The organism is Gilliamella sp. wkB171, from assembly GCF_001693755.1.
GTDB lineage: Bacteria > Pseudomonadota > Gammaproteobacteria > Enterobacterales > Orbaceae > Gilliamella > Gilliamella apicola_F.
Genome location: NZ_LYST01000034.1, coordinates 1 through 21,334, shown reverse-complemented (window position 1 = coordinate 21,334; position 21,334 = coordinate 1). Strand labels below are relative to the sequence as shown.

Annotated in this window: 21 protein-coding genes and 1 pseudogene; 5 read left to right on the top strand and 17 right to left on the bottom strand. The window is 35.0% G+C overall.

What is annotated here, in order from left to right; translation table 11 throughout:
- Nucleotides 1-15: 15 nt before the first annotated feature.
- From atpE to tyrA, 4 genes are all read right to left on the bottom strand, one after another.
- Nucleotides 16-246: a F0F1 ATP synthase subunit C gene (atpE, locus tag A9G03_RS04065; protein WP_034901511.1), complete on the bottom strand. Its 231-nt coding sequence runs from the start codon at nt 244-246 to the stop codon at nt 16-18.
- Between the two features lie 36 nt (nt 247-282).
- Nucleotides 283-1,065, bottom strand: a complete 783-nt coding sequence (gene atpB / locus A9G03_RS04060; protein ID WP_065798479.1) for a F0F1 ATP synthase subunit A — start codon at nt 1,063-1,065, stop codon at nt 283-285.
- Nucleotides 1,066-1,315: 250 nt separating this feature from the next.
- The gene (glmM, locus tag A9G03_RS04055) at nt 1,316-2,653 is read right to left on the bottom strand and encodes a phosphoglucosamine mutase (RefSeq protein ID WP_065633164.1); all 1,338 of its coding nucleotides are present in this window, start codon (nt 2,651-2,653) and stop codon (nt 1,316-1,318) included.
- A gap of 158 nt (nt 2,654-2,811) precedes the next feature.
- The gene (gene tyrA, locus A9G03_RS04050; protein WP_065633163.1) at nt 2,812-3,933 is read right to left on the bottom strand and encodes a bifunctional chorismate mutase/prephenate dehydrogenase; all 1,122 of its coding nucleotides are present in this window, start codon (nt 3,931-3,933) and stop codon (nt 2,812-2,814) included.
- Between the two features lie 114 nt (nt 3,934-4,047).
- On the opposite strand from tyrA, the gene xthA reads away from it, so the two are divergent.
- From xthA to A9G03_RS04035, 3 genes are all read left to right on the top strand, one after another.
- Nucleotides 4,048-4,854, top strand: coding sequence for an exodeoxyribonuclease III (gene xthA, locus A9G03_RS04045; RefSeq protein WP_065633162.1), 807 nt, complete (start codon nt 4,048-4,050; stop codon nt 4,852-4,854).
- A 31-nt stretch (nt 4,855-4,885) separates the two neighbouring features.
- Nucleotides 4,886-6,238, top strand: a complete 1,353-nt coding sequence (gene xseA / locus A9G03_RS04040; protein ID WP_065798478.1) for an exodeoxyribonuclease VII large subunit — start codon at nt 4,886-4,888, stop codon at nt 6,236-6,238.
- A 225-nt stretch (nt 6,239-6,463) separates the two neighbouring features.
- Nucleotides 6,464-8,134, top strand: coding sequence for a molecular chaperone HscC (locus A9G03_RS04035; RefSeq protein ID WP_065633160.1), 1,671 nt, complete (start codon nt 6,464-6,466; stop codon nt 8,132-8,134).
- 91 nt (nt 8,135-8,225) lie between these two features.
- On the opposite strand, the gene A9G03_RS04030 is transcribed toward A9G03_RS04035, so the two are convergent.
- The gene (locus A9G03_RS04030; protein ID WP_065798477.1) at nt 8,226-10,916 is read right to left on the bottom strand and encodes a J domain-containing protein; all 2,691 of its coding nucleotides are present in this window, start codon (nt 10,914-10,916) and stop codon (nt 8,226-8,228) included.
- Nucleotides 10,907-11,605 (bottom strand): DUF1266 domain-containing protein, encoded by a 699-nt coding sequence (locus tag A9G03_RS04025; RefSeq protein ID WP_065633158.1) that lies wholly within the window; start codon nt 11,603-11,605, stop codon nt 10,907-10,909. The genes A9G03_RS04030 and A9G03_RS04025 overlap by 10 nt, the downstream gene beginning before the upstream one ends.
- A 247-nt stretch (nt 11,606-11,852) precedes the next feature.
- On the opposite strand from A9G03_RS04025, the gene dolP reads away from it, so the two are divergent.
- Nucleotides 11,853-12,431: a division/outer membrane stress-associated lipid-binding lipoprotein gene (gene dolP, locus A9G03_RS04020; protein WP_065633157.1), complete on the top strand. Its 579-nt coding sequence runs from the start codon at nt 11,853-11,855 to the stop codon at nt 12,429-12,431.
- A gap of 47 nt (nt 12,432-12,478) precedes the next feature.
- Here dolP and csdE read toward each other — a convergent pair whose 3' ends face one another.
- The 5 genes from csdE to A9G03_RS03995 form a co-directional block, all read right to left on the bottom strand.
- Nucleotides 12,479-12,874, bottom strand: coding sequence for a cysteine desulfurase sulfur acceptor subunit CsdE (csdE, locus tag A9G03_RS04015; protein WP_065798476.1), 396 nt, complete (start codon nt 12,872-12,874; stop codon nt 12,479-12,481).
- 58 nt (nt 12,875-12,932) lie between these two features.
- Nucleotides 12,933-14,156, bottom strand: coding sequence for a cysteine desulfurase CsdA (gene csdA / locus A9G03_RS04010; protein ID WP_218837084.1), 1,224 nt, complete (start codon nt 14,154-14,156; stop codon nt 12,933-12,935).
- Entirely contained in the window at nt 14,113-14,991 is an 879-nt protein-coding gene (locus A9G03_RS04005; protein WP_065633154.1) for a U32 family peptidase, read from the bottom strand. The genes csdA and A9G03_RS04005 overlap by 44 nt, the downstream gene beginning before the upstream one ends.
- A gap of 150 nt (nt 14,992-15,141) precedes the next feature.
- Nucleotides 15,142-16,137: a ubiquinone anaerobic biosynthesis protein UbiU gene (ubiU, locus tag A9G03_RS04000; protein WP_065633153.1), complete on the bottom strand. Its 996-nt coding sequence runs from the start codon at nt 16,135-16,137 to the stop codon at nt 15,142-15,144.
- Between the two features lie 295 nt (nt 16,138-16,432).
- Nucleotides 16,433-17,131 carry a hypothetical protein gene (locus tag A9G03_RS03995; RefSeq protein WP_141671499.1) on the bottom strand — a complete coding sequence of 233 codons (699 nt, stop codon included), beginning with the start codon at nt 17,129-17,131 and terminating at the stop codon, nt 16,433-16,435.
- A gap of 908 nt (nt 17,132-18,039) precedes the next feature.
- Here A9G03_RS03995 and A9G03_RS12820 point away from each other — a divergent pair.
- On the top strand, nt 18,040-18,198 hold the full coding sequence (locus tag A9G03_RS12820) for a SymE family type I addiction module toxin (protein WP_218837083.1): 159 nt from the start codon (nt 18,040-18,042) through the stop codon (nt 18,196-18,198).
- A gap of 30 nt (nt 18,199-18,228) precedes the next feature.
- Here the strand turns inward: A9G03_RS12820 and A9G03_RS03985 are convergent, their stop codons facing one another.
- From A9G03_RS03985 to A9G03_RS12525, 6 genes and pseudogenes are all read right to left on the bottom strand, one after another.
- Nucleotides 18,229-18,612, bottom strand: a complete 384-nt coding sequence (locus A9G03_RS03985; protein WP_065798473.1) for a DUF596 domain-containing protein — start codon at nt 18,610-18,612, stop codon at nt 18,229-18,231.
- Nucleotides 18,613-18,625: 13 nt separating this feature from the next.
- Nucleotides 18,626-18,862, bottom strand: a complete 237-nt coding sequence (locus A9G03_RS03980) for a hypothetical protein (protein ID WP_065798472.1) — start codon at nt 18,860-18,862, stop codon at nt 18,626-18,628.
- Between the two features lie 103 nt (nt 18,863-18,965).
- Nucleotides 18,966-19,301 carry a hypothetical protein gene (locus A9G03_RS03975; protein WP_065798471.1) on the bottom strand — a complete coding sequence of 112 codons (336 nt, stop codon included), beginning with the start codon at nt 19,299-19,301 and terminating at the stop codon, nt 18,966-18,968.
- Nucleotides 19,298-19,507: a hypothetical protein gene (locus A9G03_RS03970; protein WP_218837082.1), complete on the bottom strand. Its 210-nt coding sequence runs from the start codon at nt 19,505-19,507 to the stop codon at nt 19,298-19,300. The genes A9G03_RS03975 and A9G03_RS03970 overlap by 4 nt, the downstream gene beginning before the upstream one ends.
- A 319-nt stretch (nt 19,508-19,826) precedes the next feature.
- Complete coding sequence (locus A9G03_RS03965; protein ID WP_065798469.1) at nt 19,827-20,177, bottom strand: hypothetical protein; 351 nt, start codon at nt 20,175-20,177, stop codon at nt 19,827-19,829.
- Nucleotides 20,178-21,334, bottom strand: a pseudogene (locus A9G03_RS12525) (hypothetical protein); the annotation flags it as partial. It lies immediately after the preceding gene.

The window sequence follows — 21,334 nt, the reverse complement described above, 5'->3', positions numbered from 1 at the left end:
CCTCTTAAAATTTTATTAACCTGCAACAGCAAAAATGACATATAGTGCAATACCTACACAAATCATTGGGATCGCATCAACTAGACCCATAACAATAAAGAATTGAGTACGTAACATAGGCATTAATTCTGGTTGACGTGCAGCACCTTCTAAGAATTTACCACCTAGTAAACCAATACCAACTGCACCACCAATTGCAGCTAATCCCATCATTATGCCTGCGGCTACAAATAACATACTATCCATTATATACTCCAGTTTATTATCAAAAAAATAGTGAAATTAATGATCTTCCGTTGCCGATGCCATTGCTAAATAGACGATCGTCAACACCATAAAAATAAATGCTTGTAATGTAATAATTAAAATATGGAAAATGGCCCACGGTAATGATAATACCCACTGTGACCACCAAGGCAATAGTGCAGCAATTAAGATAAAGATAAGCTCACCTGCATACATGTTACCAAATAGTCGAAGACCTAAAGATACCGGTTTAGCTAAAAGGCTAACTAACTCAAGCACTAAATTGATCGGCGCAAATGCCCAATGATTAAATGGATGTAAGGTATATTCTTTAATAAACCCTGAAATCCCTTTATATTTGATTGAATAAATAATGATAAGTGCAAACACGCCGAGTGACATTGACATTGTAATGCTAACATCAGCTGTTGGTACCACTCTTAAATGAGAAAGACCTAACCATTGCGCTGCATAAGGTAGAAAATCAACAGGGATAAGGTCCATTAAATTCATTAAGAAAACCCAGATAAACACTGTTAAAGCAAGTGGAGCGATGAGTTTATTTTGACCTGTAAACATGTCTTTGACAGTATTATTAACAAATTCGAAGATCATCTCGACAGCACATTGTAGTTTACTTGGTACACCACTGGTTGCTTTTTTGGCTACACGGTGGAAAATCCACAAAAAGATAACACCAAGTAAAATTGAGAAAAATAATGAATCAAGATTAAAGGTCCAAAAACCCGAGCCCACCTGCAAGTTCTCAAGGTGATGCTTAATATAAGCTTGTGGTGAAGCTGGAGAGGAAACTGACATATAACCCTCTTACCTATTTCTAATAATAAAAAAACACTGCTTATTTTTAACCTTAAAAGGTATAAGCAATCGCTGTAATAACCGAAGCTACTATTTTAAACCCAATTGCCTATATTAAGTCAACAACTGATTAACAAAATTAAGAATTTAGACACTTTTTACTAATTTTGTGTAAAGAATAGAAGCTGTAAGAATAACTTTATTAGAAATATTACCCCATCAATAGCTAAATTAATGGGGATAAATGGGGCTAATTTTGCGCTTTGACTGCTTGGGCAATTTGTTCAGCTAGGTTTTGAACTTCGGATTGATCGGTTCCTTCTACCATAACTCGAATAAGCGGTTCTGTGCCTGATTTACGAATCAAAACTCTACCATGGTTACCAAGTTGTTGTTCGGCTTGTTCAATAGCGGTTTTTACTGTATTACTTTGTAGAGGATCATGTTGGCTTGTGAATCGAACATTGATTAATACCTGCGGCAACATAGTCATACCACTACAAAGATCGGCTAAAGACATATTATTGTGTACCATTGCAACCAATACTTGTAAACCAGCAACAATGCCATCGCCAGTTGTGGTTTTATCTAGTAAAAGGACATGTCCAGAATTTTCAGCACCGAGTCGCCAGTTTTTTTCAATCAGTTTTTCTAGTACATAACGATCGCCAACTTTTGCTCTTTCAAATGGGATACCCAGATTTTTTAGCGCTAGCTCAAGTCCCATGTTACTCATTAATGTGCCGACAACGCCGCCTTTCAGTTGCCCTTGTCTTAAAGCTTCTCGGGCGACGATATAGATGATCTGATCTCCATCAACTTTGCAGCCTTTATGATCGACCATAATAATGCGATCACCATCACCATCTAAAGCAAAACCTAAATCCGCTTTTTCATCAATTACACGTTTGGATAATGCTCTAATGTCTGTAGCACCGCAATTATCATTGATGTTGACGCCATCTGGTTCACAACCGATTTTTATCACGTTGGCACCAAGTTCACGTAATACTTTAGGGGCGATATGGTAGGTTGCCCCATTAGCACAATCGACAACAATTTTTAAACCAGATAAGCTAAGATCATGGTTAAAAGTACTTTTACAAAATTCAATATAGCGGCCAGCAGCATCAGTAATACGACTAGCTCGGCCCAGTTGTTTTGATTCAACGCAGTCTATTGGTTTTTCAAGCTGAGCTTCGATCTCTAATTCAATTTCGTCATCAAGTTTTTTACCCTCTGTCGAAAAAAATTTAATACCGTTATCATAAAAAGGGTTATGTGAAGCTGAAATGACAACCCCAGCATCTGCACGAAATGTTCGGGTTAAATAAGCAATAGCAGGCGTTGGCATTGGTCCAGTAAAAGCAGCAGCCACGCCCGCAGAAGCAAATCCTGCTTCTAAAGCTGATTCAAGCATATAACCTGAAATGCGGGTATCTTTACCGATAAGAACTTTTTTTACTCCATCTTTCGCTAATACGCGACCGGCAGCCCAACCTAATTTAAGTGCAAAATCTGGCGTGATAGGATATTGACCCACTTTTCCTCGAATTCCATCGGTTCCAAAGTATTTTCGATTCGACATGTTTATTCCCTCACACAAAAGTATTTTTGATTTACCCATTTATAATGAGTAATTTTTATTATTAAACATTAATAATTAATAATCACACGCCAATAAGGCGCAATTAATGACTAATTTATCGTAAAATATTTAAATTTTACTGAATGTTAATTGTAATTTTAATCTCGATTATCATTGGCAAATTTTAATAAAACTTGGCTCTCTTTTATAAATCGCTCGGCATAAGGACCAAACCATTTGGTGACTTCATTAAAATTTTCAACAAATTTAGTCTTATCTCTTTGTTCAATTAATTTCACCATTTGGCCAAAACATTCATAATAGCGTTTGATTAGTTCAATATTATCATCTGATGCCATGATGATATCGGCATAGAGCTCTGGATCTTGAGCAAATAAACGACCGACCATCATGAGTTCTAATCGATAAATCGGCGATGATAGAGCAATAAGCTGCTCCAAATCGGCTTGTTCACGTTGTAGATTAACGCCATATGAAAAAGAGGTGAAATGGCGTAAAGCTTGAATAAACGACATGCATTTATCATGTTCTTTAGCGTCAATTGCGCATAAGTTAGCACCCCAAATTCGCATTTGTTCGATAAGCCATTGGTATTTTTCTGGATAACGACCTTGGCAATAAACAATAATTTGTTTGGCAAGATTGGGGACATCTGGACCAAACATTGGGTGTAATCCAACTACTGGCCCTGAATGTTTATCAAGCATGGCTTGTAATGGTTTGGCTTTTATAGACGTGAAATCAGTTAAAATACAATCTTTAGGTAATGGTGGTAATTGATGAATAATATCACACGTTTTATTGATAGGAACCGTAACTATTACTACAGCGGCATCAGCGACAACTTCAGCAGCTTGATGCATGGTTTTTGAACCTAAGGTTTTAACTTCATAACCTGATAGGGTAAATAGTTTGGCAAATAGTCTTCCCATTTGACCATTACCACCAATGATGACAATCGAGCCTTTGCCGTTGTAAACTTTTTTAAAACCTTTGTCGTTTTCACTGATATAGGATTCACGCATTAACCGACGTAAAATATCTTCTATTAAAGAGGCGGATACACCTATATTTTGTGCCTCTTGTCGTCTTTTTGTTAACATTTCAGCTTCACGTTTTGGATCATATATTGGAATACCATGTTTACTTTTTACTTTGCCAACTTCGGCAACTAGCGCTAATCGCTGATTAATTAACGATAAAATTGCTTTATCAACTTCATCAATTTTATCGCGTAGTGTGAGTAATTCCGTTGACATAGATGGGATTCCTTTAGCACAAATTGAAGCTTTTACTGTAATAGCTTAACAGTATAACGTATTTTTGGTAGCATGAGTCAATGACAACGTTAATTCCAGTATAATAAATTTATTATGAAAGTTATCTCATTTAATATTAATAGTCTTCGCGCCAGAATTCATCAACTCGCTGCGATTATTGATACCCATCAGCCTGATATAATTGGTTTACAAGAAACGAAAGTCCATAATGATCAGTTTCCGGTTGAAGAGTTAGCCCAATTTGGTTATCACTTACATTATCATGGGCAGAAAGGGCACTATGGTGTTGCACTTTTAACCAAGCAACAGCCTATATCAGTACAATGTGGCTTTCCAACCGATGAACAAGATGCCCAATGTCGTTTAATCATGGCACAGTTACCCACCAATGAAGGTAATTTAACGGTGATTAATGGTTATTTTCCTCAAGGCGAGAGTTTACATCATGAAATCAAGTATCCAGCAAAACGTAAGTTCTATCAGGATCTGATTAATTACCTAAAACAGCAACAATTAAGTGAACAGCTATGTTTAATTATGGGCGATATGAATATTTGTCCAACTGATATTGATATTGGTATATCAGACGATAGTCGTAAACGTTGGCTACGTACTGGTAAATGTTCGTTTTTACCTGAAGAGCGAGATTGGATGAACAATTTAATGTCGCTTGGCTTTACGGATACTTATCGCAATGAACATCGAACAAAACAAGAATATTCTTGGTTTGATTATCGTTCCAAAGGCTTTGATACCGGTACTGGGCTTCGAATTGATTTAATATTAGCCAGTCCAAAACTATTATCTCATTGTCAGCAAACAGGTATTGATTATGAAATTCGGGCAATGGAAAAGCCGTCTGATCATGCGCCAATTTGGGCAGAGTTTGATTTAGTTTAAGTTTATACACCTATTTAGTAAGGATAATAGCATGCAAAGTAGTTCAATTTTATCAGTTAAAGATCTTAATCAAATGGTAAAAGATGTACTTTCAGATGCTATTGGCCAGATTTGGTTAGTGGGTGAGATTTCTAATTTTTCTCGCCCATCATCAGGTCATTGGTACTTCACGCTAAAAGATGATGCAGCTCAAGTGCGATGTGCTATGTTTCGTAATAGTAATTTTCGAACGGGCTTTACTCCACAAAATGGCCAGCAAGTTTTAGTTCGAGCAACTGTCACACTTTATGAAGCACGCGGTGAATATCAACTTGTGATTGATAAGCTACAACCAGCAGGTGCAGGTTTATTACAACAAAAATTTGAACAGTTAAAGCAAAAGCTATCCGACGAGGGGCTATTTGATGCTATTTATAAAAAAACCTTACCGGATAATATTCGAACAGTAGGTATTATTACTTCATCAACCGGTGCAGCACTACATGATATTTGTCAGATATTAAAGCGCCGAGATCCAAGTTTGCATTTAATTATTTATCCAACACAAGTACAAGGTACTGAGGCTGCCGCGCAGATTGCTCGAATGATTGAAATTGCCAATATTCGGCAAGAATGTGATGTATTAATTGTTGGTCGTGGAGGGGGATCGTTAGAGGATCTTTGGTCTTTTAATGAAGAGGTCGTAGCAAGAGCGATTTTTGCCAGCCGTTTGCCGATTGTCAGCGCAGTTGGGCATGAAATTGATTTTACCATTGCTGATTTTGTCGCTGATGTTCGAGCTGCTACGCCTTCGGCTGCTGCTGAATTAGTTAGCCAAGATAGCTTAGATCAAATAAAGCGGCTACAGATTCAAGAACAGTATTTATCTATGGCTATTGATTACTATTTAACAAGATGTCGTGAAATGTTAAATAAAGGGTATCATCGATTACAAACTCAACATCCGCAAGCAAAGTTAGCCAAACAGTTAAATGTGTTATTAACTTATCGTCATGCCTTATATGACAATATTCAGCAATATTTGCTTCGACAAACAAATCTCTATAATTATTTAGATAAAAGATTGTTACGTCTCTCTCCGCAAAATACGATAAGCGCTTTACAGCTGACAATTAATCAACGTCAGCAACAAATAATCCATCTGATTGAGCAAAAATTTACTCAATCACAACATCAATTTGCCTTACAAACCTCACAGCTTAATAGTGTTAGTCCACTTGCCACATTAGAAAGAGGTTATTCAGTGACCACAACGGTTGATAATGCGGTAGTTGGCTGTGCTGCACAAGTTACCGTTGGTGATTTCATTATTACCAGGTTAAAACAAGGTAAACTTGTTAGTCAAATTACTACAATTGATGATAAAGATATCACCTCAAAGTAATCTCAGTGAATATAAAAATTAAGAGTATTCGATCTAAATTAAATAAGCTTTATCACAAGGCTGATATTTAAATTGATTGTTCACTGTATTTATTAATTGAATTGTTAAAACTTGCTGAAAATTATATTTTTTATTGATATTTCAATGTGTTATTTGCTTTGCAATTTAGGCTAGCACTAGTATATAATTCGAGCATAACAAATTATTATTTTATTTAAAAAGTGTATGAATCCTCCAATTGGTATTGATTTAGGTACGACAAACAGTTTAATTTGTGTCTGGCAAGAAGGTAAGCCAACGTTGATTCCCAATGCTATCGGTGAAGTTGTAACACCTTCTGTGATAAGTATTGATGAAGATGATTCTATTTTAGTTGGTCGTGCAGCGTTGTCTCGTTTAACGACTCATCCTGATAAAAGTGCTGCCGCATTTAAACGATTTTTAGGTTCAAATAAAATTTATGAGCTTGCGGGTAAAAAATTCACCCCAACAGAACTTTCAGCATTAGTTTTAAAATCGTTAAAAGCCGATGCCGAAGCATTTTTGCAACAAGAAATTCGTGATGTCGTTATTTCTGTTCCGGCTTATTTTAATGATGAACAACGAAAGCAGACTCGTTTTGCTGCCGAGTTAGCCGGTTTAAACGCAGTTCGTTTGATTAATGAACCAACCGCTGCTGCCATGGCCTATGGATTACATGAAGAACAATCAGGTAATACGTTAGTATTTGATTTAGGTGGCGGGACCTTTGATGTAACAGTGCTTGAATATGCATTACCCATTATTGAAGTTCACGCGTCAGCGGGTGATAACTATTTAGGTGGTGAAGATTTTACCCATGAAATTGTTCAAGCTTGTTTAAGTGAATGGAAGCTTAAACAACAAGATATTGCTGTTGATGATTATGCTCGATTATTAGATTTAGCTGAACAAGTCAAATGCAAGTTAAATGGTGAACAAATGCAATATTTAACTTGGTTTTGGCAAGATAAAGAGTGGCAATTTGAACTTAATGAAAGTCGAGCTAAAGTGATTTGGTTACCACTGCTTAATCGTTTGCGAGCGCCAGTTGAACAAGCCTTAAGTGATGCGCGTTTAAAACCAGCTCAACTTGAACATATCGTATTAGTGGGGGGATCATCACAGCTAGGTGTAGTACGTGAATTGGTGACTAAACTTTTTGGTAAATTACCTTATCGTCACATCAATCCGACTACGATTGTGGCACAAGGTGCGGCGGTACAAGCGGCTTGCCGTTTGCGCAATCAAGATGTAGAAGAGGTAATATTAACTGATGTCTGTCCTTATACACTTGGTATTGAAAGTTGTTCAGGTAAGGTAAGTGGCTTGTTTTCACCTATCATTGAACGTAACACTATTGTGCCAACATCTAAGGTAAAAACGTTTTATTCAACGCAACCACAGCAAAAAGCGATCTGCATTTCGGTTTATCAAGGCGAAAATCCTCGCGTAGAAAATAATGTGTTGATTGATGAGTTTGAAATACCACTTACACCGATGGAAAAAACACAGGGTGTTGATGTTCGTTTTAGCTATGATTTAAATGGATTATTAGAAGTTGACGTCGTTCTACTTGAGACCGGTGAACAATATGGTAAAGTGATCGATCAAAGCCCAATTGGATTAACCGATAAGCAAAAACAGGAAAGCCATGAGCGGTTAACAGCGTTAAAAATACATCCACGTGATGAAATGCCAAATCGTACTTTATTGGCAAGATTAGAACGTGCGTGGGCGCAATCACTAGGCGATGAACGACTGTTGATTGGATCTTATATTGAAGATTTTTTAACGGTATTAAATCAACAAAATTTAGATGAAATAAATCAGATGCGCGTTGAAATTGAGTCACAATTAAACGAGTTAGGTAGGTAATCGCTTAGCTGCATGATTTGATGAACGTTTAATTCCCCCCCTTTTATTTTGTTGATTTAAAAAAGGGGGCGTTTGGCTAATTACTTTTGCCTTATTCTAAAGGCGGACCAAAACGATTGATCTGTTTTAAACTAGGCTGATAACAAGGATACAGTAAAAAGATTAACAAAAATGTGCCTATACTAAAAAAGTATTTTTGTCCTTGATAGCTATCATTCAGACGTCGTTTTATGGCAAACACGATATTTATTCCGGCAAAAATATAAGATATAGTCAGGAGTACATAAAATATATTTGGCGTTTGATTATATATATCAATAAATATCTTACCGTAAGCAATGATAATCAAACTAACAAATGATTGTTTAACAAATCCTGATAGGTCAGTACGTCCATTCCAACGCCAAAATTGCGTCCATTCATTTTTAGGCAGCGATAACGAGTTTAAATACGCTTGTTTTTGGTTATTTTGGGCTAAAAGTAGTGTGGCACAAAGTCGCAGTATCAAATCATTATCTGTGTTATCTTTTAGCTCTTCTAATTTTTCAAGTTCAGTTTCTGAACATATACCATATTTTTGAGATAAAAGTGCAATCATTGACTGTATCAATTGAGCTGGTTGGTAATGGCTGGCGTTTTGTTTGAAGTTATTTAAATAGGGTAAACCCCTATCTTTATTTAAATTAGTTGCTAATTTGATTAATGCTTTATCATCACCAGCAAAGTTTTTTAGTATTTGATCTAGCTGTTTAGCTTGCGAAGGTTTATTTAAGACAATTTTATATAAAAACATTAAATAAATTCGATTGCCATTTTTTAATTTAGCATGCCATGAGTGCGCTAATTTTTGTTCAATATCATCAAAATCAACGCTGTTTGGGTCATCAATAAAAGACTCTATCGAATCTGGATAACTGATTAACATACTATTAATCAATTTATTATCATTATTAATCAGACAGTATAATTCATCGCTTGTTTGCCATTTAGGATTTTTAAAAATATCTATAATGGGTTTAAGTTCATTATTATTCGATAAATTAAAGGTATTACTGTGTTGTTGCAGGTATTGAGCGGTTTTAAAAGGCGAGTTAACAATGGCTAGCGCCAAGATACATTCACGATACCACTGCCAATATTTATTTTCGTTGTAAAATATTGTGTTGTCATTGGGTGGTGAGGGTAATTGATAAATTTTTTGAAATTTAAAATATACAACCCAGTCATACATCTCCATATGCGTGTAGTTTAGATTTTTATAAAGATGTAATATTGCGATGTCAGGTAAATGATCGAACCTATCAAGGAACAATCGGCTATATAAAAACTGATCACCATTTTCATCTGGATCGAATCTAGCCGGAATAGGTAAGTTTTCATTATTATCATATAGCCAAGCTTTGAACTCTTTTACTGGTGTAAGCCTTGATAGCCATGCTAAATGTTGTTTAGCTTGTCGCTTTAAATTAGTCAGAATAAATTGTTCAAATGGATCATCGCTCTGTTCATCTAAAATTTGTTGTAACAATGTTTCGTTACCGTGACGTAACATGATGGCATGACGATATAAACGGAATAAGCGATTGTTACCATCATCATGTAATAACATTAATAATATTTGTCGGTAATTCCAGTTTGTACTTAAAGCCCAATTAATAAAATCCGCAATCTCAGTGTTATATTCGCTCGGATCAATTTTGGCTAATCGAGCGATGGTGGTTGGTGTAAATTGTGGAATGGTAAATAGATAATTGTCAGTTTTATCTACTTCAAGGCAGTAAGAGTCATTAAGCGCAACAAATAATAATGGTAAGTAATTACTAGCATAATATGCACACCAACCCGCAATCCAACTTTCTGCTTTTTCTACATAATGCCCTGAATGGTAAAGATCAATCCAAGCTTGTAAAGCCTGCTGTTTATTATTGAGTAAAGTATATTGATTTGCCGCAATATATTTCCATTCAATAATCAGATGTTCGGCTTGATCTGGTTGTGTTATTGCTGATAGCGCATAGTCTAAAATTGCTTGATTTTCTAATTCAGCCACACAATGCCAGTAGCTTAAAGCAAGCATCAATGTTTTATCATCAGGCAAATAAATAACAGTATCTTGTTGTAAATAGGCATAAAGGTCAGCTGAACGTTGCTCCCAATATGTCCATTTGGCATTATACACATAGTCAATTGTGACATTTTGTATTTGCTTATTCGTTGTGGGTAAGGCGGTGTAATCAAAAAAATCCCCACCCTCAAGATATTTTAAAAAATTGTTGTAGTGTTCATATTGATCGGGATATTGGGTGATGAGTTGTTGTCGCCAACGCAAATTTTCGGCTAATAAGTTAACACATGATTGTGATATATTGGTAGTTTCATAACTTATTTCTAGCAATTGCCATTTGACGATATCTATTACCGCCATTGGATAATCATAAAATGAACCAATAAATTTTTGCCACTCATCAATTTTGTAACAACGGTTAGGATCGTTTAATAGCGCTTGATAAGCAGCACAAATTTCATTGGCCTGAATTTGTTCGTCACTTACAGGATCGTTGGGTTTTACTTCAGATTCTGCTTGTGGTTGATCAATTACTGTTTCGGTAGATTGTGCATACAGTATTGCATTGTCATAGGCTTGACGTAACGCTTTAAACCCCTCAGGATCCCTTTCAGGATGATAATCAGGTAACTTAGTTCGATATGCTTGACGAATAACTGCGATATCTTTTGTTGGAACAATCCCTAATAAATGCCAAATATCTTCATTCATGACCATTGATACTCCATTAATGATTCAGGTTTTTGTTGATCATCCAAATCAATAAACCAAGGTAAGCGGTTAAATGGTGCTTGTAAGTCTGAATATAAATTGGTCATGGTATGTGCGTTTGAAGCTCTGGATAATTCGCAACGTAGTAATTCTAAGTTTTCTTTATTATTTAGTGATATCCAATACTGATAGCCAATAAACCAACTGGTGAAATAATGTTGCCAAGAGCTATAATAGTATTGGGCACGAATACCAATTCTGAATAAAATCCATAATGCTTCTTGTTCGGTGATATATTTGTTTGTGATACCATTACGTAAAATATAGGCCATTCGTGCATAATCCCAACTTCGGATGCTAGCTACACCACATATAGGAAAGGTTTGTTTAACAAAATCAAGCAACACTTTTTGGTAGTCAGTTTGCTCATTATAATAGTTACACCAGTCAAATTCTGCATATCGTGAATAGATAAAATAGTATTGAGATAGGGTTGAAGCATGTCCATCATCGACCATATCAAACACGCAATTTAGTAAAGTTTCTCGAGAATCAATCCCCCAACTTTCGCTCATATCAACAAAATCTTGTTGAGGATAAAAAAATGGTGAAGTATAACTGGCACCCTTATCTTTATGTAATACAACCATTGGTGCTGACAATCCATATAACCAATCGATAATATCTTGATTCATATTTTTTATATCATTACTTATATTATTTAATATAAAAAGATAGCAGATTTAAGCTAAAAAAAGAAATTGTTATTTAAATTAATGGGATTAGATACATTTTAAAAATCCCTTTAATTGAGTGAAATGAATCTTAGAATTGTTGCAAGTTACGGTAATTATATTTTGCAAATCAATATCAACAAGGCATAATAAAAGCAAAGTAATCACTATTTGATTACTATTAAGCAATAAATAAAAAGGAGTCACCATGAGAAAAATTGCTTTATTCGCAATATTAATATTTGGTGTGTTTATGTTGCAAGGTTGTGTTGCTGCCGTAATTGGCGCAGGGGCAGGTGCTACTGCTAAAGTGGCTTCAGATCCTCGAACAGCAGGAACACAAGTTGATGACACTACACTCAATTCACGTATGGGCATGAAGTTAAAAGATAACGCATCCACATTTATTGGATCCCACATTGCAACAACTGCTTATGATGGTAATATTCTTTTAACTGGTCAGGCAACGAATGAACAAATTGAAAAAGCTGATAGCTTAGCCCATGAAGTTGAGGGAGTAAAAAAAGTTTATAATCAAATTCGTGTTGGTGAGCCTGTTGATGCAGGTACCATGACTAATGACGCGTGGATCACTACCAAAGTAAAATCTCAATTAATTTTCAATGCTGAAACAAAAGCTCGTAAAATAAAAGTTGTGACCGAAAACGGAGAAGTTTTTGTAATCGGTATTGTTACTGAGCAAGAAGGCAAATCTGTTGCTGACGTTGCAAGTAAAGTTGATGGCGTTAAAAAGGTAATTACGCTCTTTACCTCTCCAGAAAATTAATTTATCTGATGATTAAATGGGGAACTAACTCCCCATTTTAATTGCAATTAACCTATAGATTGAATCCGAGTAATTAATTGGCTTAATCCGTGTAAACGTGAAGGGCTTAATTCATCAGTAATTTTGAGCTTATTTAAAACAGCCAGAAAATCAATATTACTAATTTGCTGTGCTGTGTTATTATTTGCCAATATAATCAATATAGCCAATAACCCTTTTACAATCCTACCTTCACTTTCTCCTTGAAAAATGAATGTACCATCTGTTTGTTTTTGCCAAGTTAACCATACTCGATTTTCACAACCTTGTACTAGATTTTGCTCGGTTTTGAGTTCGTCTGGAAAATCGGGTAACTGTTTGGACAGTATAATTAACTGGCGATAACGATCTTGCCAGTTTTGTTGTGCTGAAAATAATTCAGTTAACATTTGCGGTGATAGCATAATTAAACCCTTTTATCGCTAATTACTTGTTAAGTAGATTAAGCTAATGTATGTATAGTCAGATTAATACATTCATCGCATTTTTTAATGCTGTAATGAATTTATCAATATCATTCTGATTATTATATGGCATGAGTGATATACGGATCACGCCGTGGCAACCTAATTTATTCATTAAAGGCTGAGCACAAATCTCACCTGTTCGAATAGCTATTTGCTGCTCACTTAATAAAATCGCGATATCATTGTGGTGAATTTGATTAATATTAAAACTAATAATGGGGCTATTATCAACGCTGTAAAACTTGATATTAGCTAATTGTGTTAACTGTGTTTTAGCATACTGAGATAATTGATCTGTATATTGCTCAAGTTGAGTCAATGGCCAATTTTTAAGCCATTGTAGTGTGGCATTAAATCCTATAATTCCAGCAATATTAGGGGTACCTGCTTCGAACTTATATGGTAGATCTGCCACAACAAATTCTGTAAAGGACGCCTTTTTTAACATTTTGCCCCCGCCTTGCCAAACCGTCATTTGTTCAAGTAATGCTTTTTTACCATATAAAATACCTAGACCTGTTGGTCCATATAATTTATGGGCAGAAAAAGCATAAAAATCAATGTTGAGAGCTTCTACATTGATCGGTTGGTGAACAATGCCTTGGGCGCCATCAACCACTAAAATGGCGTTATATTGATGTACTAACTGACTAATAGCGAATAAATCAGGGCAAAATCCAGTGACATTCGACATTTGCGTGATAGCTACAATTTTAGTTCTCGATGAAAGTAGCGATGTTAGTTCATCAACATTGGATGACCATTTTATAATTTTGGCACCGGTTTGCTGCGCAACAATTAGCCAAGGTAATAAATTGCTATGATGCTCTAATTCACTAACAATAATTTCGTCATCCGGCTTTAATAAAGGGCGAGCATAACTTTGTGCAATTAAGTTAATTGATTCAGTCGCCCCTTTGGTCCAAATAATTTCACTACTGTTTTTGATTGCAATTAAATCAGCAACATTTTGTCTGGCCTGCTTGATTGCTTCCGTCACTTTTACAGCATCGTGATGTAAACTACGCTCAGCAGTTGCCGTATTATGGGTATAATATTGCATTGTTGCATCAATCATCGCTTTAGGCTTGAGTGCGGTTGCTGCTGAGTCGAGGTAAACACTTTCGCTATTTAATGCAGGAAAATCCGCTCTAAATTGTTTAGGCGAAAAATGTTTATTGGCTGAGTTCAAGTCCGGCGATACCATTCCAGTAACCATTACAATCTCGTTTATGTTCAATGTTTAATGGGTGTGATCCATCTTCATTTGCTTTAAATTGCTTAACAATGTCGAGTGTTGCTAGCCCAAGTGGCGAAATTCTAACGATATCGACAAGTCCTTTCATGTCTTTAAGATTATTTCCTAAATTGTAACAATAACCGCTTTGTGTTTGAATGCCATTTAGTACAAAGACCTTTTGTTGTTCTTGGGAAAATACTTCTCGACCAACCGGATACTTGATACAACAAGTTTCACATTTATCTTTAGGTTTATCTTCTGATCTTGCAGTAAAACAACGCGCTGAATACGCTAAAGGTAGATAGCCGTAACTGAACACTTCAACTTCAAATTTTCGTTCAATATTTAAACCATCAAATTGATTAAGTACATTAGTTAACCAATCACGTGACAGTTCAACTGGCATACACCAACGTACCATACCTTGTTTTTGTAATAATTTTAAGGTTAAAGCGTTATAGCAGTTAATCGCAGGGCCTGCTACAAAGGGTAATTTATGTTCTTGCGCTATATTTATTGCAGCTAAGTCATTAGCCTCAACTAAAAAGTCGCCATTATTAACTAATTGTCGTAAGTCATTAAGTTCTGAAGGGGCTTCGAGTAGTGCAAGTGTTGACAAGACAACTTGCTTACCTGATTTCGCGATCTGCTTTGCTAATTCTAACCAATTAGCCACTTTCATTTCACGACGCTTAGTACATACGGTCTCACCCATATAAATAATATCAGCTTCACTATCTTTAGCTGCGTGATAAAAAGCTTCTGTTTCGATTTTAGGCCAATAATAAAGCACTGGACCTAATGCGTATTTCATAGTTTTGCTCACTATATTGATATTTTATTGTTAAAAGTGATTAATAATAATTGTTAATCGACATCATTTCTTCAAAAAAGAAGCGATTTAAAAAAGATTTAATCTTTTTTAAATGTTTAATTGTGGTATTTTAAGTCGACCAATATCACATTATTGCCATTTACGATGGTAGGCCCCTAATGTTGTTTGTGTTCCCTCAGAAACTGAACCAAGTGTATCCATCCAACTTTTTTCTGCCTGAAATGTTTGAGGATTAGCTTTATAGCGATCTATCGCTTGGCGCCAAACTTTTGTTACCTGCTCAACATAAGCTGGGCTACGCTGGCGACCTTCAATTTTAACTGATGCAATATTGGCTGCAAACAGTTCGGGTAATAATTCGATAGTGTTTAAGCTCGTCGGTTCTTCAATTGGGTGATAAAGCTCATTACCAACAAAGTAACGTCCTTTGCAAAGAGTTGGATAGCCGGCGTTTTCGCCTTTTTTATGGCAGTCAATTAACACATTATTTAAACGGGACTCAAGACCTTTTTCGGTCTCTTCCCAACGCACAAATTTTGCGGGTGAACAGGCGCCAACGGTATTAGGTGATTCGCCAGTTAAATAAGACGATAAATAACAGCGACCTTCAGCCATAATACATAAACTACCAAAAGCAAACACTTCTAAAGGTACCGGTGAAACTTGTGAAAGTTGTTTTACTTGATGCATAGATAAAACGCGGGGTAAAACAATACGATGTACGTGAAAATTATTATAATAAAACTTAATTGATTCTTCATTGGTTGACGACGCTTGCACCGACACATGGCGTTCAAGATTTGGATACTTCTCTGCTGCATAATCAAGCATGGCCAGATCTGCAATAATTAATGCGTCAGCGCCAATATTAGCTGCGGTATCTACCGCATGTTGCCAGCGCTCAAAGTTTTCAGGATGAGCAAAAGTATTAATCGCAATATGCAATTTTTTACCACGTTTATGCACATAGTCTGAAGCTTCTAATAATCGTTTCTCATTAAAATTTAAACCAGCAAAATGACGAGCATTAGTGTCATCTTTCAAACCGATATAAACAGCATCAGCGCCATTATCAATTGCCACTTTTAGTGAAGGTAAAGATCCAGCAGGGCACAGAAGTTCCATAATAATTCCTAACTTATGTTATGTATTCAATACGCGGTGTATTATGCAATAAATTATCATCTAATGCGAATAGAAAGCTAATCTTAGCTAAAAGAACAGCACAAGTTTAGTTTTAGGTATTATAAAGTTAATAGTGATTAATTAATATTGAAAATAATAAGGAATTAAAACAGTCAGTAACGGTGACACTGTAAAATAGTAGCAACTTACTGAGCTGATTTAATAAATTAATGACCAGATATTAATTATTTTTTATCTGGTCTAGATGTTATAAGAAATTAACTTAATTTATTTTCTATTTTAGCGCATTTTCGAAATTAGTTATATTTTGCTCTGATTTTAATCGGTTTATACAGGCATTAATTGCTTTACTGGCGGTATCTTGTACTAATTGATAATTATTGATCTCCCATTCATTAAAGGGCTTAGTTCTCTCTTCTGGTGTCAGATCGTTTTGCTCAGAACAATCAAAATGAAATCCATTAGTACGTATAGTGGTGTTATAAATAAAATTATATTTATTATCGGTTAATCCATCATAAATTAATTTAAATTTATAAGGTTGTATGGTTATAACATTGTCTTTTTGGTTATTAGCATCGAATTTTTTAATTATTGTATATAACTGTGGGGTTAAATAATCCATAGTTTTATTTGGAACCGAATTGATATAACTGCCTTTTAAATCCTCTTTTGAAAAACCATCAATACTACCGCTACCAGTCCCATCAAGGAATAGTGTGGCAAATTCAAGAACCTTTAATCCGACAACTTTTGCTGTATCTGCACGAGAGACAATATTTAAATAATTATTTGTATCGTCTACAACGTCACCATTAATCGCGTTTTCAGTTAAAATATCAACTGTTGTGCCATTATTTAACGTTATTGTATCGGTATTTACAATTATTGTTCTAGGTAGTGACTCTCTATTAGCACAAGAAATTAGGCTTAACATACTACAGGTTACTATAAACAATTTAAAAAGTTTCATCATTATTATTCCTATTAGGTGTTATTATTTTTGTTATTTTTCAATAAGTTATGCGAAATGTGTCTATGTGTTTTTTTGATGCGTTTTCATTATGGTTGTAAAAGTATCGAATGTCGAGATTTGTTTGCCACATTTGAGCTTAATTGATGCATCTATATTTTCGATTAAAAATGTTTTTATTTGTGTTTTTGTTTTGTATGTTTATATTCGAGCAGTGTTAATTCTTACCTGATTTTGTAATTAACATGCGATAAAATATTAAAAAAACGTTGATGTAGTCTTAAGTAGTGCTTTTTGTTGGAGGCTGACTATATATTTCAATTAATCAATTCAATAACTGTTTTTTATTAATATGACATAATGCATCTTTATCTCAACTTGTAGAGAATTTAGTGAAAAATATCATGTACTTTACTTTAAACACTTATGAACGACTGTTTTTAAATCTAACATATTAATTCACTTCCAGAATCTGATTCTTTCTATCACGAATAATTAACTCACCATTATCTATTGCTTAATGCGTTATCGATTGTTCATTGTCTTTTTTATTATAACCGGCTGGCACCATTGGCATGCCAATGGTGCTGACGCCAACACTGCTGCTACTGACTTTATAATCCGCTTGGTTTTCGATATAATTTTGATTAGTGGATAGTTGAAAAAGTGAGGAACTAAAGCCACGGGACGGATTTCAGCTTAAGTTTGAGGTGGTCAAGCAGGTGACTGCTGACGAGCAGAAGTCAATAAAAGAGATTTTAGATGCGATGATTTTAAAACATCAAGCTAAGCAGTTGCTTGGTTGATTAAAACCGAGCGAGCTAAACAAGAGAAGCTACACAAGACAGTAAATAACAGCGCAGATTAACGGTGCACTACCATCACAACTTAATGGGCGGTTTTATACCGTGGGTTACGTGCTACAAGGCACAAAACCCAACCCAAGACCACAACTAACAATTAAAGGCAGGTGGCAGGAGCAATTCGGCTTTTATGTAGGCTGCCCTGTTATAATTAAGATTGAGCTGGGCAAGTTAATTGTCGAACTTGCGAAGCAGATCGCATAATCAGAAGATAATTTATTGTGAACTCACTACCTAAGTCCATTCTAAAGAACCATCATCCAAAACCCAGACGGCTTCTGCCGGACAAGAATCATCAAAAAACCAATAATCATCCATTAATTTTTGTTTATCAAACATTCCATCCGTCGTTTTTGGAAAAGCGTCATAAAATAATTTTATTTGATCGTCTATTGAACCCGATAGAAGATGTCCATCTTTTGCTAACTTAAGACGACCTTCTTTTAGTAATCTATGAACAAAATAAAAAAATAACGCTTTTCTTTTTTGGAATGGAATCTCGTTTCCAGTAACTTTTAAGGACGGCAACATATTTGGTGCAATATACGCCCATAACCCATTTAATGATTGTTGTTCTGCACAATCAACCACACAGTTATACTCAGTTTCTTTTATCATATTTATAATTTTCTCACTTAAATTTTATTTCAGCTTTATTAAGTCCATTATATAATCTTAATAACGTTGGGTTATTTTTTATATCAATAGTCCAACGAGCGCCCGTATTTGAATTGGATACATTTCTTAATGTAATATTAGTTCGATCTTGAAGACGTGCGGTATAAATACCATTTTTAACTTTTGTTAATGGCTGCTTGGTTAGTTTTTTCTTAGCATTCAGCAATAATTTTTTTCCAGCTAAAATCATACTTACTAGAAATAAGTACATAACGAATAAAGATTGTGGAATTTGCCTGTCAGTTCTAAAAACAACAAGAGAGCTCCCCGCTGGTTAGGTGGGGATTTTTTTACTATTTTTTAGATAGATCTATAGCAATAGCCAGAGTCAACTTAGATGATTTATCCTTAATTTTTTTAGAATATTCATTTAATGACTCTACATGTACATCACTAATAGAATAATCTAATCGGGACAATTCAAATTCAATAACATATTTTCCGTTAACTAATAAAGTATATATATCTTCAGCTTGTTCTATAATCTGGCTTAAGCAATAACTATGCTTAACTTCTCCAAAATTACTAATCAAAAGATTATATATAGCCTCATTATTTAGAATAATCCGTTCAAATTTTTCTAATCGTTCTCGTATTAAGTTTTCAGTTCTAGAGCCTATTAATTTCATTTAATTCTACCTGGTGTTGTTGTGATCAAATTACCCTTTGAATCAGTCAAAATAGTCATAGTATTGGTTGGACTTCTACTAAATTTATCCACACCTATATTCTTATCAAATATAATCACGCGTTCATAGCGAGGCCCATCAGCACTATCAATTATTCTACTAATAGGTACTTTAGCAACTTCATTACTTTGAAGAATTGTCTTCAATTCAGATTGACTAATTGTAAATTGACTAGCGTTTTTATCAGAAAAATGTCGATCAATAACATGATTCCAACCCGCCTTGCTATCTCCATTTTGGACATTAATGCGCGACTGGGTAATTGGATGATCTAAATCAGCCTTAGCGATTACACTATCAGCGCCATTTGAGACTTTATAGCCATTACTTGTTATCCCTGTCGTTCCCTTTCCGGCATTTGAATTGGATTATAAACAGGTTTATTAACAATATCAGGGCGTTGTAAAAGTGCTTTAACTTGATCATTTTCAATATGATTAAATCAAAGACAGACAGATAAATTAATTATTTTATTAACGTTAAAAATTTAGTAACAATAAAAGGCTGCAATCTTATTTCAACCTCCGTTCTTGTATCTTCAAGTACAACCTCCGTCATTAGGTACTCGCCATCTACATCTTTTACTATCTTAAAATATTCTACACCCTCAATTAAATTGTGTGCTATTTTTTTCTGTTTAAGCTCTATAACTGTTTGTATCCAACCTTCAGTTGCACTAAACGAAAATGTCAGAGACATTTCATTTTGATCAGTATATTTGTATGCAAAGTGCAAATCCTTTGCATTTTGAAAAATAGGCTCTCCCTCAAAAAAAGCCAACAAATCTATTTCATCTGGAAAAGATCGAATAAACATTTATTTTTTTCCTTCTTTTGGAATTGTTGTTACAAATCTACGAGAACCATCTGGCATAATTTCAAATGACGTATGTAATATAGTACCCTTTCCAGAAGGCCCCATTAAGAAAGATTCTCTAACTTCAAAACTCTGAGAACCTTTTTTATAAGTATCAATAACATTACCTTTTGTATTTATTACTTTATTAAAGTGTTCTGTTAAAACTGCTGTACCTGATTCATTGGTCTGTAGCCCAAGCCGTCTCATCATTTGGGATAATTGAGTTGAACGAGCAGTATTATGTGATCCGCTATTTACTTTGCCATAAAGATAATCAAATTTATTTGGATCTATTTCAAGCTTCGTCCCATTTCCAGCATTTGTAACCTCTTTTTCTTTATTTATATTACTAACATTTTTGTTTATTTGCTCAATTTCTTTTTCGGTTAATTTTTGCCCGGTTGTTCGAGATGTCAATGCTAATGCTTTTAAACTATTGGCTGAAATCGCTCCAGTTGAAAGACCAAATAACATTTCAGCATCTGACTCTGATGTGCCTAATATTTTTGAAAGCCCTTGTGCTGTTTGAGTATAGTATGTCTTCCCCTTATAAATAACCATTAGCGCAGTTGCGCCATTATCAACCATAGACCATGTTAATAAAACACTTGGCGCACAACCTGCTACGCTACCACATGCGGGTGATAGTGCGACAGCTGCTACACCATCGAGTGCAGCATATCCCAATTGCAATACTCCACCCGCTCTTATACTTATGCTATATTTACTGTCAAAATAATTGACATTATCAGAAATGCTATCGCCAGTTGTATATTCAAATAATTTTTCCAGTTTTCTATAATACTCTTCTCCTCCACCTGTAGTATAGTTGGGCAATTTAACTTTGGCACTATCTGTTTGCTTACTTAACTCCTCTCTATAAGCATCTAGTTCAGAACTATTTCCTAGTTCTTCTAACGCTAAATATTCTGCTTTCCTTGGGTCGTCATCAGCAAACTCTTTAGAGCAATGCACTAAAGCACAAGCTGCTGCTTTATACAATAAATATTGCTGTAAATCATCTTTGGCTAGTTCCCAAAGGCGTTTTTCTTCTTTTGGCGTCAGTAATCGGTTATTCTCAACCGCATTTTTACCACCAGCGATAGCGGTATTAA